26 protein-coding genes are annotated in these 24,266 nt (G+C 61.6%); 13 read left to right on the plus strand and 13 right to left on the minus strand.

Annotation, left to right across the window (positions count from 1 at the left end):
- Window positions 1–30: 30 nt before the first annotated feature.
- The gene (locus KZX66_RS19625) at window positions 31–1,245 is read left to right on the plus strand and encodes an aldose 1-epimerase family protein (RefSeq protein ID WP_248082373.1); all 1,215 of its coding nucleotides are present in this window, start codon (window positions 31–33) and stop codon (window positions 1,243–1,245) included.
- Between the two features lie 148 nt (window positions 1,246–1,393).
- Here the strand turns inward: KZX66_RS19625 and KZX66_RS19630 are convergent, their stop codons facing one another.
- Complete coding sequence (locus KZX66_RS19630; protein WP_248082374.1) at window positions 1,394–1,693, minus strand: hypothetical protein; 300 nt, start codon at window positions 1,691–1,693, stop codon at window positions 1,394–1,396.
- A 140-nt stretch (window positions 1,694–1,833) separates the two neighbouring features.
- Between KZX66_RS19630 and KZX66_RS19635 the strand changes: the two genes are divergently transcribed.
- The 10 genes from KZX66_RS19635 (at window position 1,834) to KZX66_RS19680 (ending at window position 8,030) form a co-directional block, all read left to right on the plus strand.
- Window positions 1,834–2,256, plus strand: coding sequence for a hypothetical protein (locus KZX66_RS19635; protein ID WP_248082376.1), 423 nt, complete (start codon window positions 1,834–1,836; stop codon window positions 2,254–2,256).
- 257 nt (window positions 2,257–2,513) lie between these two features.
- On the plus strand, window positions 2,514–2,804 hold the full coding sequence (locus tag KZX66_RS19640) for a hypothetical protein (RefSeq protein WP_248082378.1): 291 nt from the start codon (window positions 2,514–2,516) through the stop codon (window positions 2,802–2,804).
- A 93-nt stretch (window positions 2,805–2,897) separates the two neighbouring features.
- Window positions 2,898–3,320: a hypothetical protein gene (locus tag KZX66_RS19645; protein ID WP_248082380.1), complete on the plus strand. Its 423-nt coding sequence runs from the start codon at window positions 2,898–2,900 to the stop codon at window positions 3,318–3,320.
- A gap of 74 nt (window positions 3,321–3,394) precedes the next feature.
- Window positions 3,395–4,102, plus strand: a complete 708-nt coding sequence (locus tag KZX66_RS19650; RefSeq protein ID WP_248082382.1) for a hypothetical protein — start codon at window positions 3,395–3,397, stop codon at window positions 4,100–4,102.
- Window positions 4,103–4,226: 124 nt separating this feature from the next.
- Window positions 4,227–4,658 carry a YeeE/YedE family protein gene (locus KZX66_RS19655; RefSeq protein ID WP_248082384.1) on the plus strand — a complete coding sequence of 144 codons (432 nt, stop codon included), beginning with the start codon at window positions 4,227–4,229 and terminating at the stop codon, window positions 4,656–4,658.
- Window positions 4,659–4,660: 2 nt separating this feature from the next.
- Window positions 4,661–5,080, plus strand: a complete 420-nt coding sequence (locus KZX66_RS19660; protein WP_248082386.1) for a YeeE/YedE family protein — start codon at window positions 4,661–4,663, stop codon at window positions 5,078–5,080.
- 116 nt (window positions 5,081–5,196) lie between these two features.
- A complete protein-coding gene (locus KZX66_RS19665; RefSeq protein ID WP_248082393.1) occupies window positions 5,197–5,550 on the plus strand; it encodes a hypothetical protein in 354 nt (117 codons plus the stop codon).
- A gap of 61 nt (window positions 5,551–5,611) precedes the next feature.
- Window positions 5,612–6,862: a hypothetical protein gene (locus tag KZX66_RS19670; RefSeq protein ID WP_248082395.1), complete on the plus strand. Its 1,251-nt coding sequence runs from the start codon at window positions 5,612–5,614 to the stop codon at window positions 6,860–6,862.
- A 22-nt stretch (window positions 6,863–6,884) separates the two neighbouring features.
- Window positions 6,885–7,343, plus strand: coding sequence for a VOC family protein (locus KZX66_RS19675; RefSeq protein WP_248082397.1), 459 nt, complete (start codon window positions 6,885–6,887; stop codon window positions 7,341–7,343).
- Between the two features lie 60 nt (window positions 7,344–7,403).
- Window positions 7,404–8,030, plus strand: a complete 627-nt coding sequence (locus tag KZX66_RS19680) for a glutathione S-transferase (RefSeq protein ID WP_248082399.1) — start codon at window positions 7,404–7,406, stop codon at window positions 8,028–8,030.
- 42 nt (window positions 8,031–8,072) lie between these two features.
- Here KZX66_RS19680 and KZX66_RS19685 read toward each other — a convergent pair whose 3' ends face one another.
- From KZX66_RS19685 to KZX66_RS19710, 6 genes are all read right to left on the minus strand, one after another.
- A complete protein-coding gene (locus KZX66_RS19685) occupies window positions 8,073–9,812 on the minus strand; it encodes an OPT family oligopeptide transporter (RefSeq protein WP_248082401.1) in 1,740 nt (579 codons plus the stop codon).
- Window positions 9,813–10,230: 418 nt separating this feature from the next.
- Window positions 10,231–10,689, minus strand: coding sequence for a transposase (locus KZX66_RS19690; RefSeq protein ID WP_248082403.1), 459 nt, complete (start codon window positions 10,687–10,689; stop codon window positions 10,231–10,233).
- A gap of 212 nt (window positions 10,690–10,901) precedes the next feature.
- A complete protein-coding gene (locus KZX66_RS19695; protein ID WP_248082405.1) occupies window positions 10,902–12,959 on the minus strand; it encodes a methyl-accepting chemotaxis protein in 2,058 nt (685 codons plus the stop codon).
- A 321-nt stretch (window positions 12,960–13,280) separates the two neighbouring features.
- A complete protein-coding gene (locus tag KZX66_RS19700) occupies window positions 13,281–13,571 on the minus strand; it encodes a DUF3144 domain-containing protein (RefSeq protein ID WP_248082407.1) in 291 nt (96 codons plus the stop codon).
- A 39-nt stretch (window positions 13,572–13,610) separates the two neighbouring features.
- A complete protein-coding gene (locus tag KZX66_RS19705) occupies window positions 13,611–14,303 on the minus strand; it encodes a tRNA (adenine(22)-N(1))-methyltransferase TrmK (RefSeq protein ID WP_248082409.1) in 693 nt (230 codons plus the stop codon).
- 13 nt (window positions 14,304–14,316) lie between these two features.
- Window positions 14,317–15,027 (minus strand): FadR/GntR family transcriptional regulator, encoded by a 711-nt coding sequence (locus tag KZX66_RS19710; RefSeq protein ID WP_248082411.1) that lies wholly within the window; start codon window positions 15,025–15,027, stop codon window positions 14,317–14,319.
- A gap of 347 nt (window positions 15,028–15,374) precedes the next feature.
- Here KZX66_RS19710 and KZX66_RS19715 point away from each other — a divergent pair, with 347 nt between their 5' ends.
- On the plus strand, window positions 15,375–16,739 hold the full coding sequence (locus KZX66_RS19715; RefSeq protein WP_248082413.1) for an MFS transporter: 1,365 nt from the start codon (window positions 15,375–15,377) through the stop codon (window positions 16,737–16,739).
- A 19-nt stretch (window positions 16,740–16,758) separates the two neighbouring features.
- The gene (gene gudD, locus KZX66_RS19720) at window positions 16,759–18,084 is read left to right on the plus strand and encodes a glucarate dehydratase (protein WP_248082415.1); all 1,326 of its coding nucleotides are present in this window, start codon (window positions 16,759–16,761) and stop codon (window positions 18,082–18,084) included.
- 85 nt (window positions 18,085–18,169) lie between these two features.
- Here the strand turns inward: gudD and argE are convergent, their stop codons facing one another.
- Genes argE through KZX66_RS19750 form a run of 6 tightly spaced genes read right to left on the minus strand, consistent with a single transcriptional unit; the run spans window position 18,170 to window position 24,068 of the window.
- Entirely contained in the window at window positions 18,170–19,321 is a 1,152-nt protein-coding gene (argE, locus tag KZX66_RS19725) for an acetylornithine deacetylase (protein WP_248082416.1), read from the minus strand.
- Window positions 19,318–19,995 (minus strand): DUF1028 domain-containing protein, encoded by a 678-nt coding sequence (locus KZX66_RS19730; protein ID WP_248082418.1) that lies wholly within the window; start codon window positions 19,993–19,995, stop codon window positions 19,318–19,320. Before KZX66_RS19730 ends, argE begins: the two co-directional genes overlap by 4 nt.
- 10 nt (window positions 19,996–20,005) lie before the next feature.
- Window positions 20,006–20,737 carry a class II aldolase and adducin N-terminal domain-containing protein gene (locus tag KZX66_RS19735; protein ID WP_248082419.1) on the minus strand — a complete coding sequence of 244 codons (732 nt, stop codon included), beginning with the start codon at window positions 20,735–20,737 and terminating at the stop codon, window positions 20,006–20,008.
- A gap of 54 nt (window positions 20,738–20,791) precedes the next feature.
- Window positions 20,792–21,628, minus strand: a complete 837-nt coding sequence (locus tag KZX66_RS19740) for an ABC transporter substrate-binding protein (RefSeq protein ID WP_248082421.1) — start codon at window positions 21,626–21,628, stop codon at window positions 20,792–20,794.
- A 22-nt stretch (window positions 21,629–21,650) separates the two neighbouring features.
- Window positions 21,651–22,523: a phytanoyl-CoA dioxygenase family protein gene (locus tag KZX66_RS19745; RefSeq protein ID WP_248082422.1), complete on the minus strand. Its 873-nt coding sequence runs from the start codon at window positions 22,521–22,523 to the stop codon at window positions 21,651–21,653.
- Between the two features lie 27 nt (window positions 22,524–22,550).
- Window positions 22,551–24,068 carry an amino acid ABC transporter permease/ATP-binding protein gene (locus tag KZX66_RS19750; RefSeq protein ID WP_248082424.1) on the minus strand — a complete coding sequence of 506 codons (1,518 nt, stop codon included), beginning with the start codon at window positions 24,066–24,068 and terminating at the stop codon, window positions 22,551–22,553.
- Window positions 24,069–24,266 lie beyond the last annotated feature (198 nt).

Here is a 24,266-nt window from a genome sequence, read left to right on the forward strand (position 1 = left end):
AATGGCACAACTCCAAGAAAGGCTGCTGCCATGACCCCGCTCAAACTCTTTGTTGCCCTCAGCGCACTGTCCGCTGCCTCCCACGCCATGGCCTGGGATTACGTTCTGCTCGACACCGACAAAGCCGCCCGAAACTGGCAGATCACCAGCCAGCAACTCGGACTGAAAACCGCCAAACCCTTCAGCGTAACCCTGCGTACCTTGCACGGCGGTCGACAGGAAGGCGTCAGCATCGTCGACATCGATAACGGCACGATGAAACTCTCGGTCGTACCGACTCGCGGGATGAACGTCTTGCAGGCCTCGGTCGGCAACGTGCGCATGGGCTGGGATTCCCCGGTCAAGGAAGTGGTCAATCCGGCCTTCATCGAACTCAACGGCCGCGGTGGTCTGGGCTGGTTGGAAGGGTTCAATGAACTGGTCACCCGCTGCGGATACGAATGGGTCGGCCACCCCGGCGTCGACAACGGCGAACTGCTGACCCTGCACGGTCGGGCCGCCAATATTCCTGCGAACAAAGTCACCCTGCATATCGATGAAAAACCACCGTACGCCATCACCCTGCGCGGCGAACTGAAAGAGCAGGCGTTCAAGAAGGTCGACTTCTCGGTCGCGACCGAACTGGTCACCGAACCCGGCAGCGTCGTGTTCGCCCTCAACGACACCCTGACCAACAACGGCGACTATCCGAAGGAATACCAGGCGCTGTATCACAGCAATTTCAGCACCCCGTTCCTGGAGCAAGGCGCTCGTTTCGCCGCGCCGGTGAAACAGGTGTCGCCGTTCAACGACAAGGCCAAGGGCGATCTGCCCGACTGGCAAACCTACCGCGCGCCGACCAAGGACTACGACGAAACGGTCTACAACGTGGTGCCGTATGCCGATGCCAAGGGCGATACGTTGACCGTGTTGCATAACAAGGCCGGCAGCCTGGGCGTTGCGGTCGGCTTCAATACCCAGACACTGCCTGTGTTTTCCCTGTGGAAAAACACCGATACCCAAGGCCAGGGCTATGTCACAGGTCTGGAGCCGGGCACAAGTTTTTCCTACAACCGCCGTTATCAGCGGCCACTGAACCTGGTACCGACCATTGGGCCCAAGGAACACAAACAGTTCCACATCAGCTACAGCTTGTTGGCGGATAAGGCGGCGGTGGATAAGGCCTTGAAGCAGGTGAGCGAGATTCAGGATGGGCGCGAGACTGAGGTGCGGCAGACGCCGTTGGTTGATCTGACCAAGGAGTGACACCGAGTCGCAGCGCGAACACTACGCCCACGCTAATGTCGCCCGTGCACTCGGCATCACTCAACTGGATAACGCGACCCTTCTTACCGAGGAGTCGCGGCACGCCACGCTGGCAGCCACACCTTTATCTATCGTGGCTGCAAAGCGACTATCGATGAGTGTCAGCCTCCTGCGCCGGATAAAACTCGCCCTCCTTGCCGATTACTTTCAACCGCTCACGCACGATCAGCTCAACGTTGGCCACTGCAGCCTGATCGCCTGGGTCCACCCACGGCAAGCAAAGACGTCGAACATTTTGATCATGGGTACCCTCGCTGAGCATCTCGTGGGTGAACACCTGTTCACCACGCCACAGGCATAGCTGGGTGTGCGTTGCGCCGAGCCATATCTCGTTGATTGATCCAAGGTCAGTGGTCGGCAGTTGATCCACGGTGATCGTTTTATCCATTGCGCTGTACCTTACGGGTGAGCAGATAACGGTAGACGCACAGGCACAGCGAGTTGTTCCTTGCGTCGGCGGTTCAACCGCGCTGATGGTGATGAATCACGCCCTGGATCAAACTCAGATAATCAAACGCGGAGTCCACCATGAAAAACTGGATAGCCCCTACGAAAATCAATGCCCTGTTGGAGCCTGGCGTTCAATCGTTTGACGGCATGAAAGCTAGGCAGGCCCTCATAGCGTACTGCGACAGGTATCAGAAGATTTACCCCTTTGAAATCCTGGAAGCCCCACTTGAGTTTCTAACGAACAACGTCAGTCCAGAGAGTAAACAGAGCGAAATGCGAGCATTGCTCAGGCTGGCTGCCGAAGAATACTGCATCAGCTTAAACGAGATTGCCGAAGCGCTTCTTGAGGTGATAGACACGCGAGCCGTTACTGCAAGCCAGGCCAAGAAAATCATCAACCATGTTTTCGAAGCTTTTTCCTGTAATGAAAGCCCCGAAGAATTCATCCCGAGAGAAGATGCCCATTTATGCCAACAACTTTTTGGCATTACTGCTAAATAGCCAGCACTGCACCGAGGACAGATCAGAGCCAAACCGGTAAGGTGCGCTCCATTGCATCACCCGCCAGGAGGGCGGTTGGGGGGAACGTTATCGGGCGATATGGAATGCGCGGCGGGTGGACAGGCCGCTTTGAAGTCGGGGCTGATGACAAAACCGTCATCCATGCCAAACAATTCTGCGTCGCGCCAAGATAGCCAGTTGCCACCACCCTGATTCCCTGTAACGATGCCGGCACCCCATTCAACGGAAGAATAGCTATGCGGTATGCAAAATCGAAGATGGACACCTACAACGCTCACGGGTCGTGGCTGGACCAACCGTGCGTCGTCTTCTGTGAAGGCGCTGAAATTACAGTTGAGTATGAAGATGAAGGCCACCAGCAGTACCGCGGCTTAGATAAAGGCGAGGGCCATTACGAACTGTCTTCACGCTCGTTCGCAGACGGCCGCGCGACGCTGCACCGGTTCGAAGGTGGCTTGATTCTCGAAGGCAGTTATCGCGAGCAAGGCAACAGTGGCATGTGGAGAATCCGCTTGCTGGAAGAATGACAGCTGGCCGATATCGAGGCGGACCAGGGTGATCAAATGGGTCGCGTGGTCCGTACGAAAGACTGTTAATACCGAATAGCAAGGAGCTACCCCATGCGATCCATCACTCAAGTCGACAGCACACTTTGGGCACTTATCAGTCGGCTCAAAGACGTTGATTTGCAGACACCGCACACGGCAAAAAATAAATGGTTTCGCATTGACTCCATCAATGAAAACGCCGCGATCATCACGCCTCGCGGTGGCGCACACCCCATCACCCTGCGACGAGCGGCGTTCCAACAGACGCTGGACTACTTACACCAGCACCGCCACGTCGGTGAAAGCCGTGCGATCACCATTCAGTCCAATAAGACACCAACTGATGCAGGCCCGCTTTGCCAGGCGGCACGTCGACAGCCCAACGGTAAGATGGGTGACCGCACGATTACTTACATTCTGCCTATTCTAGAGCGCTGCAACGCCGTGGGTATCAACCATTTGATAACACCGACGTCGACGTGGCTTATCGCTTAAAAAAATTCAAGCAGCGGACCCGTCGATACCGGCGGCCCCCTCTTCATATCAATCGCAGTTACCCGGTCGTAGCCATGCCACTCAACACGCGTGACTTGATACTAAGCGCCCTAAAAGCACTGGAAATCAGTGATCTGGCGGCCCGTCCCTTCGACTGCGCGTTTGAACTCCTGGCTGCACCGCCCAGCACCAAACGCTTGATAATGATCGGCTTCAACGGCTCCCTGGCCGACGCTCTGCACACCAACGCCGAAGCGGTACGCACAGGTTACGAACAGCCCGCATTTTCGAACGTGGCTCACGGTGTGGAGGGCGGATGGGGTTCGAGGACATTAGCGCGACGCTTGACTCGACTGCCCACTGAGCTGGGCTTTGACTGGCGCTCGACCATCTATACCAACGCGTTACTCCTGTGCTCCAGCGATGCGGCGTCGATAGGCAACGTTGCGCGACAATCCTCAGTGAACCACTTGGAAGCACTTACGCATAAATCGATGGATTTTTTCGAGCAGGTGACTATGCGCCTCTCTGAACCCGAACTCATCATTGCCTACAGCAACGGCTTAGGCGCGCCATCAGCGGCAAAGATTCTTTGGGAGAACTTCGGACACGGGGACCCACTCGACCACGTGGACAGGTCCTCCTATCGAGCGACCTACGGCTTTACCGCGACCATTGGCGATCGTAAGGTTCCAGTGGTCGGTATTCGACACCTGTCCAGATTTCAGCCGAGTATGGACGCCATCACGCAGGCATGGGAGCGTCAGAAAGCGCGCCAATAGAGCAGGAGGCGGGTCGACATCGATAGTGTTGCGCCGACCCGCGAGCAAACGGCTGTTGCACCGTACTGTTTTACCTTCCGCATTATCGATACGCTTAGCCCCTCAAACGCCCAGGCCCCCCACCATGACCCTCTCCCCCCACTTCACCCCCTGGACCGCCCTGCTCGGCGGTGCCCTGATCGGCTTGTCCGCCGGCCTGTTCATCTTGCTCAACGGCCGGATCGCCGGGATCAGCGGGCTGTTGGGCAGTTTGCTGGCCAGGCAAGGCGATGGGCGCGGCGAGAAGCTGTTATTTATCGTGGGGCTGCTGGTATCGCCCTGGATCTGGTCGCTGGTGGCGACGTTGCCTGAGTCAAGGTTTCAGGCCGGTGGCGTTGCGCTGGTGCTGGCGGGGTTGTTGGTGGGGCTGGGGACGCGCTACGGCGCCGGCTGTACCAGCGGGCATGGGATCTGTGGGCTGTCGCGGCTGTCGGTGCGTTCGCTGGTGGCGGTGTGTTGCTTCATGGGCAGCGGGTTCGCCGGTGTGTATGCCATTCGCCATCTGCTGGGAGCCTGAACATGCGCAAGTTCACCGCGTTGCTGGCCGGGTTGATCTTCGGCCTCGGGCTTTACCTCAGCGGCATGACAGACCCGACAAAAGTGCTCGGGTTTCTCGACCTGGCCGGCGACTGGGACCCTTCGCTGGCCCTGGTCATGCTGGGTGGACTGCTGGTGAGCAGCGTGTTTTTCTTCTTCGCCAGACGGCGCGACAGCTCATTACTCGGCGCGCCGATGCAGATGCCCACTCAGCGTCACATCGACCGTCGACTGGTGCTGGGCAGCCTGGTGTTCGGCATGGGCTGGGCGATTGCCGGACTCTGCCCTGGGCCGGCCCTGGCGTTGTTGCTCACGGGTCGCTGGCAGGCGGCGCTGTTCACGCTGGCGATGGTGGTGGGAATGCTGCTGTTTCAGGCGCTTGAATCGCGCAAACGGCGTTGAAGGCGTAGGCACTGAAACACGCCCGCGACCGCGACTCGAAATTTGTGTTTTCAGGATAAACACGGCCTGGTGATACCCGACGCCCGTCTAAAAACCGCTACCCTCCGGAGCCTCGCATGCCCTTGACCCCACGTGAAAGCACCCGCCTCGAACGGCGCCTGGTCGCCACCCTGACCGACGCCTGTGAAACCGCCAAAGCCGAAATCCCCGGCTTCGTGTGGTTGACCCACACCGTCGACTACGCGGCGTTCCCCGGTAGCCTGCGGGTGATTTGGGTGTTCGACACCCGCGCCAATAAAGACCAGGCCGTCGCAAGCGGTGCCGACCAGCGCATGCGCGAGCTGACCGCCGCCGCCTTGGACCAGGCCGACGTGGCGCACGTGCAGGTGGACCGCTGCGTGCGCCTGGACACTGAAGAAGACTGCCAGCGCCAACACGGCGGCGATTGGCGTGTGCGCCTGCAACGCTAGTGGCAGCCGCCCAATCTCTGGATAATGCCCACCTTCGCCTCCGATACGGAAATCCCGCTCAATGAAGCTGCCCGCGTCCGCCCTGCTCCTCTCTTGCGCCCTCTGCCTGCCGGCTATCGCCCATGCCGACGATGCCGCGCTGACCGACACGCTCAAGGCCTTCACGCGCTGCGACGCCAGCTTCTTCAGCAGCCTGAACACCCACCGCGCGGCGTGGCAGGCCTATGCACCGCTCAAGCAGGACAAGGACTTCAGCTGGATTGCTGTAGTAAACCGGGGCGATCACAAGGCCAACCAAGTGCCGGTCAGTGCACCGCCCATCGCCGGATTGAAGCTGTTGGCGTATGCCGATGAGGCTACCGACCTGGATCAGTTGGGCCGCTATTACTACTGGGGCTTTGTGGTGCAAGGCGGTGTCGACGAGGTTGCCCGGCGTCTTGCCCTGCTGTTGGACCAACCCGCGCGGCTGCAAAAAATCGATGGCAGCTATATCCGCAGTGAACTCAAGGTCGACGACCGCTGGCAGGCGATCAAACCCCAACCCGGCAAGGCACCGGGTACGCGCAATGTTGAGCGTGTGCTGATCGTAGAGCCGGACGGCGAGCAGACCCGCGTCAGCTGTTCGGTACAGGGTGGCGTCGATGCCGCGCTGCTGGCCTGGCTGCGCCCGGACATCGCGCCGGTGGACTACCCGCGCACCGTGGTAGAAACCAGCATCAACGATGTCGAGATACCAGCAGGTGTGCTGCAGCAACTGACCTCGCCGCTGTTGCAACCGAAGTTCAAGACATTGAGCTACACCTACCGCTCCAAAAAAGCCGACAACAGCAAAGACAGCCTGACCTCCGTCACCTTCACCGCAGACGGTGGCCTGTTGAAGAAAAACGAGGTCTACGCCAACACCTTCAACGTCGACCGCGTGGTGCAGGCCGACCTGATTCAGTTGAAGTCCAAGATGAATGGCATCGGCGACGGGCGAGTCCTGCAAACCCGCGCGGTGGAGTTGAACGTGCCGAGCAGCTGGACGCAGGGCCAAACCCTGAGCGCCACCCTGCAGATGATCAACGTCCCCGCCCAGCCTACCGACCAACCGAGCGCCACCGTATTGACCTGCAAGGTCGGCGAACGCTTCCCGGCGCGGCAGGTATTTGCCTCGCTGAGCGGAGATGCCATCAAGCTGGAATGCGACCAGGGCGACTACAAGACCTCACGCGCGTTTATCGAGGACTTGGGGATTGCCCTGACGCTGGAATCGACCTCGGGCGAGTTCCACTACGTGAATGAATACACGGCACTGGACGTGGTGCGTTGAACGGCGCGCAGGGAGACATGCGATGGACCTGAAATTCAGCCACGTCGATGTACTGGTCAACGACCTTGAAGAGGCCTGCGCCTACTACGCAATGGCCCTCAAGGCGCGCATTTCCAAGACGTTCATGTGGGACCGCGGCGGCCTGCACGTGCGCTATGCGGTGGCGCTGATGGGCCAGGAGCGGTTCATGCTGGTCCATCCCATCGCGGGCAACCTGCGCACGCTGTTGGACACCCACGGCGAAGGCATGATTTACCGTCACTGCTATTCCACGCCGGACATCGAGTTGGCGTATGACCAATTGATCGCATCAGGCGTGCAGCCCGAGGACGAAAACGGTCAACCGTTGGCCCGCGAGAACCTGCAAACGCCGTCCGGCGCGCGCATTATCTGGCTGCCCAAGCGCTTCGGGCATTTCTCCATCGAGATTCTGGAGGAGCATGGCCTGAACGCCTTTATGCAGGAGGCCTTTGCCGATTAACGGCACTCTGCACCCCACTGGCAGTCTGTTCCTACACATCTCGTCAACCGCGGAGCTCCCATGATCATTGTTCACCACCTCAACAACTCACGCTCGCAACGCATTCTGTGGCTGCTCGAAGAACTCGGCCTGCCGTATGAGATCAAGCGCTACCAGCGCGACCCAAAAACCAACCTCGCCCCGCCTGAACTCAAGGCCATCAATGCCCTGGGCAAATCGCCGGTGATCGAAGACGAGGGCCGCGTGGTGATCGAGTCCGGCGCCATCGTCGACTACCTGATTCGCCGTCATGGCGGCGACAGGCTGCAACCGAACCCCGCCAGCGCCGAGTACGACCAGTACGTGCAATGGCTGCACTTCGCCGAAGGCTCGGCCATGTTGCCGCTGATGCTCAACCTCTACGTCGGCCGTTTGGGTGAGGCCGGGGCGCCGCTGCATCCGCGTATCGAATCGGAAGTGGCCAACTACCTGGGCTACCTGAACGATGCGCTGGCGCACACGCCCTACCTGCTGGGCGAAGCGTTGAGCGGCGCGGACATCCAGATGAGCTTTATCGGCGAAATCGCCAAGGCCCAGGGCAAGTTGCAGGCCTACCCCCACCTGGCGGCGTGGGTGCAACGGTTCCAGGCGCGGCCGGCATACCACAAGGCGCTGGAACAGGGCGGCGAGTATGCGTTTGCCCGGTAACTGACACACCGGTGAGGGGCTGGGATGCCAGCCCCTCACCGGCTATGGCCAAACCATCTGCCACAACGACGCCCCTACCCCCGTAATACTCTCCCCGGCAATCAAGCCTGCCGCTGCGGTGATCGCAAAGCGCTCGGTCAGGCTCGGCCAACGGCAGCTCACCAGCCACGTCAACACCGCGCCAGACGCCATCATCAACGACACAGACGCCGGTAACACAAAGGCCAGCCCCAGCGCGGCGGCACTCGGCAGGTAGCGCCCACGATGCGCCGGCAGCAGGCTGTCGAGCACGCCGAGCAATACGCCTGCCGCGCCCGCAATTGCAATCGCCCAACGAATGCTCGTCGATAAAGAGTCCAGCCCGTGGGTGAGGGTTTGCGCCACGGCTTTCCAGGTGGCCACCGCCGGCGCCGGCCACTCTTCGGTGAGCAACATCGACTGCGGATCGGGGATCAGCGCCAGGTAGGCGAACACGCCGACGATGCTGCCGATGAAAATCCCCAGGATCTGCGCGATCACCTGCTTGTGCGGCGTGGCGCCAATCGCCTTGCCCACCTTGAAATCGTTCATCAGGTCCGTGCACTGACCGGCCGCGCCGCCGGCGGTGTTGGCGCTCATCAGGTTGATCGGCACCTGGCCGGGCGCGACGATGCCGAAGCTCAGTTGGGACAATTGCCCGATGGCGCCGATCGGCGGAATCCCGGTGGCGCCCACCACGCGCGCGGCAACGGCGGCCAGGCAGATCGCCAGGGGAATCGTCAGCAACGCCATCCACAGGTTGATGCCGAACAACAATCCTTGCAGGCTCACCACCAAACCGATCGCCAGCATAAAACCGGCGGCAGGCCCAGGCTTGGGCCACCCCCAGAGCGCACCGCCCGTGGCCTTGGTGGCGGTGCGCAAGGCCCACAATCGAATCGCCAACGAGGCCAGCGTGGAACACACCATCAGGCTCACACCCGGCCACAGCAGCCACTCCACCAACGCGGCAAATTGCGGGCCGCTGCTGCCCGCCGGCAACGTCACCAGGTGCTGTGCCAGCAGCCACGGCCCCAGTCCACCCCAGGCGAGCAACGCGCCGAGCAGCAGCGTGAGGCCCACCCGAATACCGATAATGCCGCCGAACCCCAGCAGCAACAGCGACGGATCGGCGGTAAAGGTCAGGCGCTCCAACGCGGCCGACGGCGACCAGCGCGGGAAGGCCCACATGAACGTGTCCACCCACTTCACCCCCCCGGACAGCAACGCGGCGCTGAGCAGCACCTTCAAGCGTGTCGCGGCTTCGCGGCCGTGGTTGTAGATGTGCAGCAGGGTTTCCAGCGTGGCCATGCCTTCGGGAAATTTCAGCGCCTTGTCATTGAGCAGTGAGGGGCGCAGGTACCAGGCGATCCAGATCCCCAGAAAGCTCACCGAGAACACCCAGGCGATCATCGGCAGCGCATCCAGCTGATTACCGGTCAACAGCGTGTAGGCCGGAATCGGCGCCACCAACCCGCCGGAGATAATCGACGCGGCGGCCGAAGCGACGGTCTGGTTGATATTGCTTTCATGCAACGTCCACGGCAGTTGCGCGGACGAACGCCTGGCCAGGCCTTGCCAGATGGCGTACCCCACCAGCAAGGCAATGATCGACATGTTGAACGACCAACCGATCTTCAGTCCGGCGTACACGTTGGAAGGCGTGAGCAGAATCCCGAGCAGCGTGCCGGTGATGACGGCACGCAGGCTCAGTTCGCGTTCTACGGGGGCGTACTGGGGAATGGCTGGCGAGGCTGAAAGCATGCGGATTCCTTTCGGCGTGAAACAGGGCGACCTAACAAGTGAGCCCTGTGGGGGCCGAAGGTTCCTGATTCAGGTTTGTTCCAGTCAGCATGCTTTGTTGTGAAAAGGCCTGTTGTGGTGAGCGGGCTTGCCCCGCGCCGGGCTGCGCAGCAGCCCTAAAACCAACACCGCGGTTCGCCTGGACGAATGCAGTACGCTTGATGGGGCCGCTTCGCAGCCCAGCGCGGGGCAAGCCCGCTCACCACAGCGGTTTCACTGAACATCGCCGCGAGCTGCGGGCAAGCAACCGGGTCGATCTGACACCATGAGGTCACTGCGATACCTATGCTGAGCGAGCATGTTGCAGTGAGCGGGCTCACTGCAATAAATCACTCACCCACGGAGCGTTCAGTCGCGATGAACAGCGGGCGAGCCCCGTTCAGAGCCACGCAGCATCCCACAATGCGTAATCCCCCACGCGCTGCACCAAACCCGCCCGCAGCGGGTTGGCAATGATGTAACGGGCCATATTGCGACTGTCCTCCTCCGCTCGCACCGCCCTATCGTGATAACCAGGTTGCCAGACACGCGTGGTGCTTCGACGGTGCCGATTGATGGTGAGCGTGCTGCGGGACTTTGTACGTCGTACGACGTCGGCCAAACTCTGCTGCTTGAGCTCGAACAACCAGTGAATATGATCGGGCATGATGACCCAAGCCAGGGAATCAATCAGCCCCAGCTCATGAACCTGACGGAACTCAGCGACCAGCAGACGGCCGAGGTACAGGTCAGTGAACAGCCGCTGCCGCTGGTGAACCACCAGGGTGATGAGATAACTGCGGCCGATTTCCGAATAGCGACCGCGACGCAGTCGATGGGATTGAGGCGGGGTGCGCATGTCGTTGCTCTGCGTAAATAGTCTGGAGAGCATTGACGCTAGCTGGCCGCCAGAGAGGCGCCCGTGTCATGTGGTGACCGAATATATCCAGACTCCAACGTCAGCCCCCTTTGGTGAACTGAACTGTTGTTGTGAGCGGGCTTGCCGCTCACCACAGAGATCGAGGCGGTCACCCAATGCCTTATCAACCCGACGGTGAGTTAAGCCGTTCCTCAGCCCAGACGAAACCGTGCGGTGTTGTCACTCAACGCCCGGCTGCCCTTGCTCAGGGTGTCCGCCGCTCGATTCACCGCCCGCGCGCCCTCCAGCAAACGCCCTGCCGCCTGGTCGACCTGCTGGATATTGCCGCTCACTTCATCGGCCGTCGCGGCTTGTTCTTCCACCGCCGTGGCGATTTGCGCCAGGGTGTCGGTGACGTTCTGCACCGCCCCGGCAATCTCGCCCAAACGCGTGCCCAACCCGGTGACGGACTCGGCGTCGGTCAAGGCCTGCTCGCACGCGACGCCCATCAGGGTGACTGCCTGGCTGACCGTTGCACGCAGGCTGTCGACGGTGCTGGCGATCTGCGCCGTGGAGGCCTGGGTGCGTTGTGACAGGCTGCGCACTTCATCGGCCACCACCGCAAAGCCACGCCCCTGCTCACCGGCGCGCGCCGCTTCGATGGCGGCGTTAAGCGCCAGCAAGTTGGTCTGTTCCGCGATGCCGCGAATGGTGTCGACCACCGATTGAATCTGCTGGCCCTGCTGACTCACTTGCTGCAACGCATCGGCGGTGTCGGTGAGGCGTTGGTTGAGTTGCTGGATGCTGGCCGTGGTGCGTTGGCTGTCGCGGCTGCTGTCTTCAGCGATGCGCCGTGTTTGCTGGGCACTGCCGGACGCCTGTTCGCAGCTTCGAGCAACGCCCATGGAAGTCGCGGCCAACTGGGTGGCGGCGGCGGCGATCTGGCTGATCTGGTGTTGCTGGTCTTCCACTTCGCTGAGGGTGCTGCCCGATTGAGAATTGAGGGTGAGCACGGCTGAACCCAACTGCTGGGTCTCATGGTTGACGCCCAGCAGGCTGGTGCGCAATTGCACCACCGCCACGTTCAGCGCCTTACTGATCACCGCGAGTTCGTCACGCCCTTGCACCTCCACCTCCACACACAGGTTGCCGTCGCGCAGGGACTCGGCCAGCGTCGTGATGCCACCGGCGCTGCGGCGGATGGAGGCTTCCAGGCACATAAACAGGTACAGCGCAGCCAGCGCCAGCAGGCTGAAGGTCGCCGCCACGGGGATGAACTGTTGGAGCAAGCGATCGTGGTAATAACTCAGACGATCGTTCAACGAGTTCAACGACTGGTTGCGCAGCGCGCTCAGGCCGCCGAGCATGGCGTCGACACTGCGGTCGAACGCGGCGGTGTCGAGCTTGATCGTGCCGCCGAACACACCGTCGTCGAGCACTTTGAGTTCGTTATCCAGCACCTGCAGACCACTGTCGTACTTTGCAGTCCAGGGCTCCATGCCTGCGTATGGCTTGGCTTTGAGCGAAGCGGCGGCTTTGATCAACTGGTCACGCGCATCGCCGATGCGGCCACGCAGGTCACGCAATTGCAAACGGCTTTGCAGGGTGAACTGCCCCGAGGCAATGGACGACTGCCCGACACTGGCCATGCGGCCGATGCGCTCGATCAGGTCGGACGTCTGTTGCGTGGAGATCTGCATCATCAGATAGGTTTCCAGCCACGGGTCGAGGATCAGCCCGGTGTCCAGGGCGATCTGCTCGCGCAACGCCTGCGCGGCACTGAGCGCCGAGGTGAAGCGGTCGTACCCGTCCGGCCACCAGCCCACGGTGCGCAGCGACTGGGTGTCCATCCCTTTGACCGCCGCTTGCAGGCTTTGGAAGCGCGACAGGATCTCCGCGCTGGCCTGTTGCGCCTTGAGCGTCTCGCTCAGGGCCTGCAGGCTTTGCTCGATCTGCGGGTAATTGGCGTCCACCGCACTCATCGCGGCCTTGGCCGCCGGGGTGGGCTCGCGCAGCAGGTCGACCGCTTTCCAGCGCGCCGCCAGGTTGCGCTGTGCGCTCAGTTGAACGTCCAGCGTATCGAGCGCCAGCAACTGGCGCACGCCGGATTGTTCGCTGGCGATCACGTTCAATTTCTCGCGATAGTCCTGGCCGATCATCCACAGGCTGCCGGCCAGCGGCAACATGAAGAGGAAGAACAGGATCTGAAATTTACGTGCGAATCCGAAACGTCCGAGCAGGCGGATACCGGGTGTTAACAAGCTGTGCATGTCCGACTACTCCCTCAAACAACCCACTCGATTAAACAGCGGGCCAAGCCTTGAAATGACTAACGGCAAAATGCCATGTCATTGATTAGGCTGGCTCTAGCAAGATACGGGCCGCTGGCCCTGGGCCCCGAAACAGGGCGGGCGGCACGGTAATGGAGCCAGTTGTGTGCGCGAAAATGGGGCAAAAGCACTCAAGGGCGGCCGATTAGCTGTAACCGCCGCAGACGCTTGCCCAACACGCATTTCAAAAGGCTCTCAATCACAGCCATCTATCGGCCGCGAACCGAACAAACTTGAAGGGCTGATCAAAAACACCCGCGCCTATTTGACCTGCATGTACTGAGCAAAATGATTGATGTGATCGTCCAGGTTGTCTTCCAGCATCATCCGGTACTGATCGCAGTAATACTTGAGCATCGCTTCGCGCTCTGCGGCCATGTGCTCGCCGGACTTGAAGTTGCGCGCCAGGGCCCAGGCGTTGAAGCGGGTGGTGCCGAACATCATTGAGGCGCTGACCTGGCCGAGGTTGTCGAAGGTTTTAAGTTGTTCGTTCGACAGTTCGATGTGCGCATCGGCGCGGTCGTAGAACGCTTGGTCGGTGGCGTCTGCCATGGCGGGGCTCCAGAGTGATGATGGTTGAATGAACGGGTATCAAGCCAGCAGCGCGGTGATCCAGCGAATCTGCCGACTGATCGCTTGCCGCTTGGCGTCGGGCACCGTCTGCGCCTGCGCGAAACCGGCCAGGGTCTTTTGTCGCAGGCGCAATGCCCGCTGCCACTTGGCCAAAAATGCCGGGCTGCGGGCCTGCATCAGGAGCGGGCCGAAGTAGAGTTGCTCGGCGCTGTACAACACCGGTTCAGCACGCTCGGCGACGATGATTTCATAGAAAAACCGGTTCTCGCGCAGCAGCTCTTCGCTGACGATGCGGTAACCGTTGTTCATCAACCAGACGCGCAGCGGTTGCTCGCCGCCGTTGGGTTGCAGGATCAGGCGTTCAACCCCGTTCAGGCAGGCCTTGCCGGCGTCAAGGATGTCGCGGATCGTCTCGCCGCCCATGCCGCACAGGCTGATCGCGGTAATCCGGTCTGCCGGTGCGATGGCCGCCAGGCCATTGGCCAGGCGCACCGTGATCTGCTGTTCCAGGCCGTTGTCACGCACGGTGCGCTCGGCCGCCTGGAACGGCGTGGTCGCCACCTCCCCCGCCACCGCCGCCTCGATCGCGCCGCGGCGCAGCAGCGCCACCGGCAGGTAGGCATGGTCCGAGCCGATATCGGCCAGCCGCGCGCCATGGGGCACGTGCGCTGCCACGCGCTCAAGGCGCGTGGACAAGGAGTGTTCGTTCAACCTGTGGTCCTTATCATTCCCCGGAAAACCGATCCCGGCTGTTGGTCAGATGCAACACCATGGCGGCCCGAGCCGCGTCCGGGTCCTGGCGCTTGATCGCGTTGAAGATCGCCTCATGTTCGCGGCTCGCCAACTGCCCGAGCTGGGCAAAATCGGCGCCACCGCGCTCGTCACTCTTGACCTGGGCACGTGGAATCATCGCATTGCCCAAGTGCTGCATGATTTCGCTGAAGAATGTATTGCCGGTGGCTTCGGCGATCAACTGATGAAAGCGCTTGTCCTCCTCCACACAACTGTCGTTGTTGACCAGGGACGCCTGGTAGTCGTCCAGCGCCTGGCGCATGTGGGCCAGTTGCACGTCGGTGCGGCGCAGCGCGGCCAGCGCCACCGCTTGCACCTCCAGGCCCAGGCGCAACTCAAGCATGTTGCGCACGCTGGCGACCGTGTCGACATGCAGGCGCAAGCCTTGCCGGGCCTGTTGCGCCAATACAAAGGTGCCGATGCCGTGACGCGTCTCCACCAGTCCCGATGCCTGCAACTTGGACAGCGCCTCACGCACCACCGTCCGGCTTACGCCGTGCTCCAGCACGATGGTGGATTCCGAGGGCAGTTTCTCACCGGGCTTGAGTTGACCCAGCAGGATGCGCTGGGTCAAGGCGTCGACCACGCCTTGGGCCAGGTTGTTGGAACGTCTACGCACAGGAGGCGAGCTTTCAATGGGCATTGCTACAGGTCCACGGGACTGGGCTGGCGGGGAGCTTAACACCCTGCGCAAGGGCAACGCAGGGTGGATTGCGCAAACCTTTAACTTGTATGACAACCAATCTTTATCGACCTTTTTTGGCGAGCCTCACAGGGCTCAGCTTGCGGCACCTACTGTGACTTCAATGGCCCAACAACATCCAAAAAACCCAGTAAATAAAGGCAAATAACCGAATCATCCAGCTACTCCCCAGCCTTATAAAAATAAAAACCGCCTGTCCTGGATTGCGAACCCAAGAAAAGCACTTGTATGATGTCTATCAACAAGACGCACAAACCCGCATAAAAATAATCAAGGGGAGTTTTTCAATGGTGAGCCCTTCACGCCATGCACCTGCCGCTTCAAGCAGTGATCCGGTCCTTGCGCGCGCCGTGCGCAAAGTGAAGAGCCATGTGCTCCCACTGTTCGTGATCATGTTCATCCTCAACTACATCGACCGGGTCAATATCGGCTTTGTGCGCACGCACATGGAACATGACCTGGGCATCGGCGCCGCGGCCTACGGCTTTGGCGCCGGGTTGTTCTTCATCGGGTATGCCCTGTTCGAAGTGCCCTCCAACATGCTGCTGCAAAAGGTCGGCGCGCGGATCTGGCTGACCCGCATCATGTTCACCTGGGGCATCGTCGCCACGCTGATGGCCTTCATCCAGAACGAAACCCACTTCTACATCCTGCGTTTTCTGCTGGGCGTAGCCGAAGCCGGCTTCTTTCCGGGAGTGATCTACTACTTCACGCGCTGGTTGCCTGGCGTGGAGCGCGGCAAAGCCATCGCGATCTTCCTCAGTGGTTCGGCAGTCGCCTCGTTGATCTCGGGCCCGCTGTCAGGGGCGCTGTTGCAGATCGAAGGCTTTGGTTTTCACGGCTGGCAATGGATGTTCGCCATCGAAGGCCTGGCCTCGGTGGTGATCGGCTTTTTTGTATGGTTCTGGCTCGACTCCAAACCCCACGATGCCAAATGGATGACCCGCGAAGAACAGGACGCCCTCGTCGGCGCTATCGACGAGGAACAACGCCAGCGTGAGGCACTGACCAGCGTCAAACCAACGATCGGCAAGCTGCTCAAGGACCGTCAGATCCTGCTGTTTTGCGCGCTGTACTTCTGCATCCAACTGACCATTTACGCGGCGACGTTCTGGCTGCCGAGCATCATCAAGAAAATGGGTGACTTGAGTGATGTGCAGGTGGGTTTCTTCAACTCGATACCCTGGTTGATCTCGATCATCGCCATGTACGCCTTCGCATCGCTGTCGGGCAAGTTCAAGTTCCAACAGGCCTGGGTGGCGGTGGCGCTGTTGATTGCGGCGGCAGGCATGTTCATGTCCACCACCGGCGGACCAGTCTTTGCCTTTGTGGCGATCTGCTTTGCGGCCATCGGGTTCAAGTCGGCGTCGTCACTGTTCTGGCCGATCCCCCAGGGCTACCTGGATGTACGCATCGCAGCGGCGGTGATCGCGCTGATCAACTCCATCGGCAACCTGGGCGGCTTCGTCGCGCCGACCACCTTTGGATTTTTGGAGCAGACCACCGGGTCGATCCAGGGCGGCCTCTACGGCCTGGCCGGCACCTCGGTGCTGGCGGCGATCCTGGTGTTCTTCGCCAAGACCGCACCCTCTGCCGCACTCGCATCGCCAGACGTGACGCCCAACGGCGCCGCCCTCAGCAAACCACTTTGAGCCTACCCAGGAATTTGCCATGAATACTCCAGTCATCACCCACTTGCAGGTCATCCCCGTCGCCGGCCACGACAGCATGCTGCTTAACCTCAGCGGCGCCCACGGGCCGTATTTCACGCGCAATATCGTCATCCTCAAGGACAGCTGCGGCAACACCGGCGTCGGTGAAGTGCCCGGCGGCGAACGCATCCGCGAAACCCTGGAAGACGCGCGCAGCCTGGTGATCGGCCAACCCATCGGCCAGTACCAGCGCATCCTCAACCAAATGCGCAGCACCTTTGCCGCGCGTGACTCGGCCGGCCGTGGTCTGCAAACCTTTGACCTGCGCATCACCATCCATGCCGTCACCGCCATGGAAGCCGCCCTGCTCGACCTGCTGGGGCAGTTTCTCGACGTCCCGGTGGCCGCCCTGCTCGGCGAAGGCCAGCAGCGTGATGCGGTGAAAATGCTCGGTTACCTGTTCTACGTGGGCGACCGCAACGCCACCGACCTGGCCTACCGCAACGAAGCGGACGCCGATGACGACTGGTTCCGCCTGCGCCATGAAACAGCCCTCACCCCGGAGGCCGTGGTGCGCCTGGCCGAAGCCGCCAAAGCTCGCTACGGCTTCAACGACTTCAAGCTCAAGGGTGGCGTCCTGAGCGGCGACGCGGAAATCGAAGCGGTCACCGCCCTGGCCGAACGCTTCCCCGACGCGCGTATCACCCTCGACCCGAACGGCGCATGGTCACTCAAGGAAGCCATCCGCCTGTGCCGCGACCAGCACCACGTGCTCGCTTATGCCGAAGACCCGTGCGGGGCCGAAAACGGCTACTCGGGCCGCGAAGTCATGGCCGAATTCCGCCGCGCCACGGGCCTAAAGACCGCCACCAACATGATCGCCACCGACTGGCGCGAGATGGGCCACGCGATCCAGTTGCAGTCGGTGGACATCCCACTGGCCGACCCGCATTTCTGGACCATGCAAGGCTCGGTGCGCGTGGCGCAGATGTGCCACGAGTGGGGCCTGACCTGGGGTTCGCATTCCAACAACCACTTCGATATTTCCCTGGCCATGTTCACCCAGGTGGCCGCCGCCGCACCGGGCGATATCACCGCCATCGACACCCATTGGATCTGGCAGGACGGCCAGCGCCTGACCCGCGAGCCCTTGACCATCGAAGGCGGCTACGTAAAAGTCCCGGCCAAACCGGGCCTGGGGGTGGACATCGACATGGAGGCCGTGGCCAAGGCCCATGAGCTGTACAAAGGCATGGGCCTCGGCGCGCGGGATGACAGCGTGGCGATGCAATTCCTGATACCGGGGTGGCGCTTCAACAACAAACAGCCTTGCCTGGTGCGCTGAGTCCTCAAGGCAACATGGGGCAATGTGGCAGGGGCTGGCCCCCTCCCACAGGGTTCTCGGTGATTTCAGCGTTTACGGTGCTGGGTTATTGGCTCACAAACGCGAGCACCCGCTGCAGCATTTGGTCGCATGCCTGCAACTGCTCAACATCGATGAATTCATCCGGCTTATGCCCCTGCGCCATGCTTCCCGGCCCACACACCACCGTGGGGATACCGGCCCGATCAAACAAGCCACCTTCGGTGCCGAACGCCACGGTGCCGTAATCCGTTGAGCCACAGAACTGCGCCACCCACTCGGCCGCCTGGCTTTGGGCGGATGTCGCCAACCCCGGATAACTGGACAACTCGCTGAGGCTGATCGCGGCGTGGGCACTCACCGCCTGCATCGCCGGCAGCAGGCAGTGTTCGGCGTAATGGCGCAGCGCGTCGGCGACCTGCCACGGATTTTGGGCCGGCAGCGCGCGCACTTCAAAATCGAAACTGCAGTGCTGCGGGACGATGTTCAGCGCCTTGCCGCCGTTGATCACACCGGTCTGTACCGTGGAAAACGGCGGATCGAACCGGGGATCAAGCTTCTCGGGGACCTTGAGCGTTTCACCGAGGCGCACCAGTTCGCTGATCAACTGCGCGGCGTATTCAATGGCATTCACACCGGACGGGGCATGCGCCGAATGGCAGGCCGCGCCGTGCACGTCGCAGCGCATGGCCAATTTGCCTTTGTGACCCAGCACCGGCTTGAGTTCGGTGGGCTCGCCGATCACGCACAGCAGCGGCTTGACCGGCTGCGCCTGAAACCGCTCGATCAACCCATGCACGCCAAGACAGCCCACTTCTTCGTCATAGGACAGTGCGATATGCACCGGCATGCGCAGCGGTGCCGCAATCAATGCCGGCACCAACGCCAATACGCAGGCGATGTACCCCTTCATATCGGCGGTGCCGCGCCCATACAGCTTGCCGGCCTTTTCCGTGAGCTCGAATGGCGGCACGCTCCAGCGCTGGCCGTCCACCGGTACTACGTCGGTATGCCCGGACAGCACAATGCCCGGCACGTCGGCCGGGCCGATGGTCGCCAGCAGGTTGGCCTTGTTCTTCTGTGCGTTGAACACCAACTCACAAGCCACACCGTGGTCCTGCAGGTAGGTGCGCACAAAGTCGATCAAGGCCAGGTTCGATTCGCGGCTGGTGGTGTCGAAGCGCACCAGTTGCGCCAGCAGTTCACGGCTGCTGCTCATCGATCGTCCCCCGGCACCGCATAGCCGGGCGCGATGGGCGGGTTGAGGGCGCGCTCGATGTAGTCCTGCAATTGCGGGCGATAGGCCTGCCACAGCCGGTCGAGGGCGCCGATCGGGTCTTCATCGGCCCAGTCCACGCGCAGGTTGACGATGGGCCAGGACACCTCATCGACCACCAACAGCGCCGCCGAATGCACCGGCCCCGCCTCGCCGCCTTCGGCCACGCCACTGTGCAGCGCCGCCAGCAGGCGTTCGGCCAAAGGCCCCGTGGCCTGCTCGAACGCGCGCACCATGGCCTCGATCACCCCGGCGTTGGCCAACATATTGCCCGCCGCCACGCACTGCTCGCCGCTGATTGCCGCATGCAGGCCCAAGGTGTGCGTGCCACTGAAATGCGCGGTGCGGCCCAGGTGATCGATCACGGTCACCTGGCGATAGTCACTGTGCGCCTGCCCTGCAAACACTACCGTCAGCGCTTCGTTCGGCGCCATGCCTTGCTCCAGCAAACCGAGGATGTCGGGCCCCAGGCTCGGCAGCGTGATGTTCTGCGAGGCCACCGCGCCCACACCGGGACGCACCCATGGGCACCGCGCGCCCACGGCAATACTCGACGAACTGATGGCGATGCCCAACTGGCCGGTTTCGGCGCAGCGGGCGACAACGGAAAAGGTCATTGAGCGCTCCTCAATCGACTACCGAGGGGTCGGCGTCGATCATCATTTGCTTCATTTCTTCAAAATGCCGGCGCGAGAAGTCGGCAATGCCTTCCCAGCCCCGCGCGGTTTTCTCCGCCACTTCATCGGACAAAACCCGCAGCGGCTGCCCGGTGGACCACGCGGTGACGAGGATCTGGCACGCGCGCTCCAGGGTCCAGATATCGTCGAAGGCTTCACCGATGGTCCCGGCGGTGACCATCACCCCGTGGTTGCCCATCAGCAGGCGGCTTTTACCGTTCAGCAAGCCGGCCAGGCGCGCGCCCTCAGCCTCGGTGTCGGCCATGCCGCCGTAGAGTTCGTCCACCGCCACACGGTTGAAATAACGGGCGCTGTTCTGGTCGATCGGTGGGATATGCGGCGTGGCCAGGCACGCCACCGCCGTGGTGTACACCGGGTGCAAATGCAGCACCGCACGGGTCTGCGGCAACAGGCGGTGGATCTGCCCGTGGATCGACCAGGCGGTGGCATCCACGTTGGGGTGATCGGCAGCGGCCGGATCGTCGGCGTTCAACAGCAGCAGGTCACTGGCGCGGATGCGCGAAAAATGCTTCCACTTAGGGTTGAGCAAAAACTGTTTGCCATCGGCCGACACGGCCGCGCTGAAATGGTTGGCCACCGCTTCGTGCATGCCCAGGTGGGCGATGATACGAAAGGTCGCCGCCAGGTCGATGCGCGTCTGTTCTTCGAGGGATAACGCCATGACGCTTACTCCGCTGGGCGCGGCCGCAGCGGGCTGCGGCGCACGCCATTAAGATTACTGGGGCATCAGCGCCGCGATGTCGGCATCGGTGGGTGCCTGGAAGTTGTACTTCTTGAGCAAGGCCGCGTATTCCGGGGTGGCGCGGTATTTCTCAAGGCCCTCGAGCAAGGCCTGCTTGACCGTGTCGTTGCCCTTCTTCACGCCGAAGCCGTTGAGCACCGGGTAAATCAAGGTCTCGGAGGAAATCACCACGCGATTGCCGAGTTTGTCGACCACGCCACGGGCCACGGCGGCGTCGGTGATCTGCGCTTCCACGGCATGGGCCAGCAGGGCCTGGGTGGTTTGCGGGTCGGTGCTGTATTCACTGATATGGATCGGCTTCAAGCCCTTGGCCACGCAGTATTCGGCCGACAGTTTGTTCATCTGCGCCAGCCACGAGGTGGCGCCCATGGAGCCAATCTTATGGCCGCAGAACGCTTCCGGCGTCTTGGGCTGAAAAGCACTGTCCTTGAGGGTCAGGATCGACTCGCCGCTCTTGAGGTAGGGGATCATGTCGATGACCTTGACCCGCTCGGCAGTGATGTACATCGACGAGTTGGTCACATCGAAACGCCCGGCCTGCAGGCCGGTGATCAGGTTGGGAAAGCGGGTGTCGAGGGTCTCGACCTTGCGCCCCATGACCTTGCCCAGGCCGTCCATGAACTCGATGTCGAAGCCGGCGGGTTTGTTGTTGTCCATGTACTCGTAGGGGAAGAAGGTCACGTCGGAACCGGCGATGATCTTGCCGTCCTGCTGAAACGCCGACGCCGCCAACGAGGTCACTGCAACCGCAGCGCCCAGCAGGCACACGGCAAAGGGGCGAACACTGTTACGAAAGGCTGTCATGGTCATTACCCGCAAGGTTGTAGGGAAGTTAGGCAGTGGCAGAGTCTTGTCCGGCCTGTTGCACGAAGAACGACGCGCCACGGGGCTTCTGTGGCAGACGCATATGGTTGGTGGTGCAGCGCACCAAGCCACTTTCTTCACCGGCCACCAGCAGGCCGGCGTGCGCACTGGGCAAGGGGTTTTCGCCGAATGGCAGCGCGTCTTCAGCGGCATACACGCTGATGAACAAGGTACGCGTCAGTTCGGTCTCGTTAGGGCTGGAGGCATGCAACAGACGGGTGTGCATGAAGCACACGGAACCGGCCGGGCCGTAGCAGGCCACCGGTTGCCGACAATGTTCGGCCACCACGGCGTCGTCCACCGAACCGGTGAAGCGCTGCTGCTGCCAATGCGACCACAGCGGGCCTTTGTGGCTGCCGGGGATCACGTTCAGCGGGCCGTTCTGCGGGGTCACTTCGCTGACCATCAACAAGGCGGTGACGATGTCGTCGTTGCTGTGGGGCGTGAACAGAAAGTCCTGGTGCCACTTCACCTGGGTGGCGGTGTGCGGCAGTTTCGAGTTGATCTTGCTGTGGTGAAAGCGCGTGCCGGCGGCGCCGATCAGCTGCGCGGAAATCGCCGCCATGCGCGAATGCAAGGCCACGCGCTCATACGCCGGGGAAATCTCGGTGGGCGAACTCACCCGGCGCAGCGACGGGTGATCGGCGCGGTGGTCGCCTTCGAGGTCAAAGCGCGCGCGACCGTCCACGGTGGCGCCCCAGCCCTGGTCGTGGTGGCGGCTCTCTTCGACCCACTGGTCGAAGTCGTGTTGCAGCGCGGCCACTTCGTCCATCGAGAGCACGCCTTCTACCACCAGGAAGCCGTCACGCTGGAACTGTTCGATGTGTGCTTGTTCAATCATGTGGAGTTGTCCTGAACGTTAGAGAGATCACGCCAGCGAGACGTCCTTGAGGAACGCCTCCACGCGTGGGTTGTGCCCGCTGCGCAAGGCGCCTGGCGTGTCATCGCAGACCACGCGCCCCTTCTCCATGAACACGATGCGATCGGAGACCTTGAACGCGAAGTTCATCTCGTGGGTGACGATCACCATGGTGATGCCCTCCTCGGCCAGGGCCTCGATCACTTGCAGCACTTCGTTGACTTTTTCGGGGTCGAGCGCCGAGGTCGGCTCGTCGAACAACATGATTTGCGGGCGCATCATCAAGGCCCGGGCGATGGCCACACGTTGCTGTTGACCGCCGGACAACTGGTGCGGGTACTTCCAGGCGTGATCGAGCATGCCGACCTTGTGCAGCAGCGCGTAGGCCTGTTGCTTGAGCTCATCGGTACGGCCCAGGCGGTGGTATTTCGGCGCCATCAGCAGGTTGTCGAGCACGCTCAAATGCGGGAACAGGTTGAAGCTCTGGAACACCATGCCGATGTTCAGGCGGTGCTCGGCGTGCTCGATGTACTGGGGCTTCTGCGCACCGACTTTGCTCAGGCGAATGAACGGCAGGCCGTTGATATGAATCTCGCCGTTATCCAACTGCTCCAGGCCGTTGAGCAGGCGGATCAGCGTAGTCTTGCCCGAGCCAGACGGGCCGATCACCGACACCACCTCACCCGGCTGCACCTGCAGGTTGACCGAGCCGAGCACCTCGATGTCGTTGTACGCCTTGTGCAACCGCGAGGCTTGCAGCGCCGCCGCGCCGTTACTTTCCGGGCGTTGCAGGACCGTGCGTTGTTGAGTCGCCAGGGCCAGCACCTGGGCGTCGGGCACGCGGGACACGTTACGCGTGTTCACATCGAGAAAGCGCTCCAGGCGTTTGAGCAAAAAATCGAACACGGTGACGATAAACACGTAGAAGAACGCCACCGCCGCCATGGTTTCGATCACTAAAAAGTTCTGCGAATACAGGCGCTGGCCAACCATCAGAATCTCGGTGAGGGAGATCACCGACACCAACGAGGTCAGCTTGACGATGGAGATGTATTCGTTGGCCAGCGCCGGCAATGCCACGCGCAGCGCCTGGGGGATCACCACGCGCCATTGGGTGCCGAAAAACCTCAGGCCCAACGCCCGCGCCGCCTCGCCCTGGCCCTTGGGAATCGAGAGCAGACCGCCGCGATGAATCTCGGCCACGTACGCCGTCTCGCAGATCACCAGCGCCAACAGGCCGGACCAGAACGGGTCGGCCAGCACCGCCGAGGTACCCGGCAACGCCTGGGGCAAGTTGTAGATAAAAATCAGCAGCACCAGCAGCGGCAAGCTGCGGAACAACCAGATGTACCCACGGGCCGGCACACTGAGCACGGCGTGTTTGGACTGTTTGGCCAGCGCCAGCAAAAAGCCCAGGCCGATGCTCAAGAGCCAGGTGAGGGTACTGAGCTTGATCACCGTCCACGTCGCACGCCAGAACTCGGCATCGTCCAGCAAACCAAACAGGTAATTCCAGTCGAATGTCATCGTCGCTGCGCCTTGCAGAAAAAGAAGTGGGTCTGCCTCGATGGAACGAGAGTCGTGGCGGCGGGGCCTTGGGGTCAATTCGTAAAAGCCGGGGCACTGGGTAGGCAGAACCTATGCAGGCCTGAGCGGGCCGAAACTCAGTGTGGGAAGGCGCTTACCCCTCCCACATTTGGTGCACGCTTGAAGTCGCCGCATTGC

It is taken from the genome of Pseudomonas sp. EYE_354, assembly GCF_023148575.1.
GTDB lineage: Bacteria > Pseudomonadota > Gammaproteobacteria > Pseudomonadales > Pseudomonadaceae > Aquipseudomonas.

Bases quoted from the DNA above. Each gene is read 5' to 3' on its own strand.
- KZX66_RS19625 (WP_248082373.1), top strand. From the start codon at position 31: ATGACCCCGCTCAAACTCTTTGTTGCCCTCAGCGCACTGTCCGCTGCC.
- KZX66_RS19630 (WP_248082374.1), bottom strand. From the start codon at position 1,693: ATGGATAAAACGATCACCGTGGATCAACTGCCGACCACTGACCTTGGA.
- KZX66_RS19635 (WP_248082376.1), top strand. From the start codon at position 1,834: ATGAAAAACTGGATAGCCCCTACGAAAATCAATGCCCTGTTGGAGCCT.
- KZX66_RS19640 (WP_248082378.1), top strand. From the start codon at position 2,514: ATGCGGTATGCAAAATCGAAGATGGACACCTACAACGCTCACGGGTCG.
- KZX66_RS19645 (WP_248082380.1), top strand. From the start codon at position 2,898: ATGCGATCCATCACTCAAGTCGACAGCACACTTTGGGCACTTATCAGT.
- KZX66_RS19650 (WP_248082382.1), top strand. From the start codon at position 3,395: ATGCCACTCAACACGCGTGACTTGATACTAAGCGCCCTAAAAGCACTG.
- KZX66_RS19655 (WP_248082384.1), top strand. From the start codon at position 4,227: ATGACCCTCTCCCCCCACTTCACCCCCTGGACCGCCCTGCTCGGCGGT.
- KZX66_RS19660 (WP_248082386.1), top strand. From the start codon at position 4,661: ATGCGCAAGTTCACCGCGTTGCTGGCCGGGTTGATCTTCGGCCTCGGG.
- KZX66_RS19665 (WP_248082393.1), top strand. From the start codon at position 5,197: ATGCCCTTGACCCCACGTGAAAGCACCCGCCTCGAACGGCGCCTGGTC.
- KZX66_RS19670 (WP_248082395.1), top strand. From the start codon at position 5,612: ATGAAGCTGCCCGCGTCCGCCCTGCTCCTCTCTTGCGCCCTCTGCCTG.
- KZX66_RS19675 (WP_248082397.1), top strand. From the start codon at position 6,885: ATGGACCTGAAATTCAGCCACGTCGATGTACTGGTCAACGACCTTGAA.
- KZX66_RS19680 (WP_248082399.1), top strand. From the start codon at position 7,404: ATGATCATTGTTCACCACCTCAACAACTCACGCTCGCAACGCATTCTG.
- KZX66_RS19685 (WP_248082401.1), bottom strand. From the start codon at position 9,812: ATGCTTTCAGCCTCGCCAGCCATTCCCCAGTACGCCCCCGTAGAACGC.
- KZX66_RS19690 (WP_248082403.1), bottom strand. From the start codon at position 10,689: ATGCGCACCCCGCCTCAATCCCATCGACTGCGTCGCGGTCGCTATTCG.
- KZX66_RS19695 (WP_248082405.1), bottom strand. From the start codon at position 12,959: ATGCACAGCTTGTTAACACCCGGTATCCGCCTGCTCGGACGTTTCGGA.
- KZX66_RS19700 (WP_248082407.1), bottom strand. From the start codon at position 13,571: ATGGCAGACGCCACCGACCAAGCGTTCTACGACCGCGCCGATGCGCAC.
- KZX66_RS19710 (WP_248082411.1), bottom strand. From the start codon at position 15,027: ATGCCCATTGAAAGCTCGCCTCCTGTGCGTAGACGTTCCAACAACCTG.
- KZX66_RS19715 (WP_248082413.1), top strand. From the start codon at position 15,375: ATGGTGAGCCCTTCACGCCATGCACCTGCCGCTTCAAGCAGTGATCCG.
- gudD (WP_248082415.1), top strand. From the start codon at position 16,759: ATGAATACTCCAGTCATCACCCACTTGCAGGTCATCCCCGTCGCCGGC.
- argE (WP_248082416.1), bottom strand. From the start codon at position 19,321: ATGAGCAGCAGCCGTGAACTGCTGGCGCAACTGGTGCGCTTCGACACC.
- KZX66_RS19730 (WP_248082418.1), bottom strand. From the start codon at position 19,995: ATGACCTTTTCCGTTGTCGCCCGCTGCGCCGAAACCGGCCAGTTGGGC.
- KZX66_RS19735 (WP_248082419.1), bottom strand. From the start codon at position 20,737: ATGGCGTTATCCCTCGAAGAACAGACGCGCATCGACCTGGCGGCGACC.
- KZX66_RS19740 (WP_248082421.1), bottom strand. From the start codon at position 21,628: ATGACCATGACAGCCTTTCGTAACAGTGTTCGCCCCTTTGCCGTGTGC.
- KZX66_RS19745 (WP_248082422.1), bottom strand. From the start codon at position 22,523: ATGATTGAACAAGCACACATCGAACAGTTCCAGCGTGACGGCTTCCTG.
- KZX66_RS19750 (WP_248082424.1), bottom strand. From the start codon at position 24,068: ATGACATTCGACTGGAATTACCTGTTTGGTTTGCTGGACGATGCCGAG.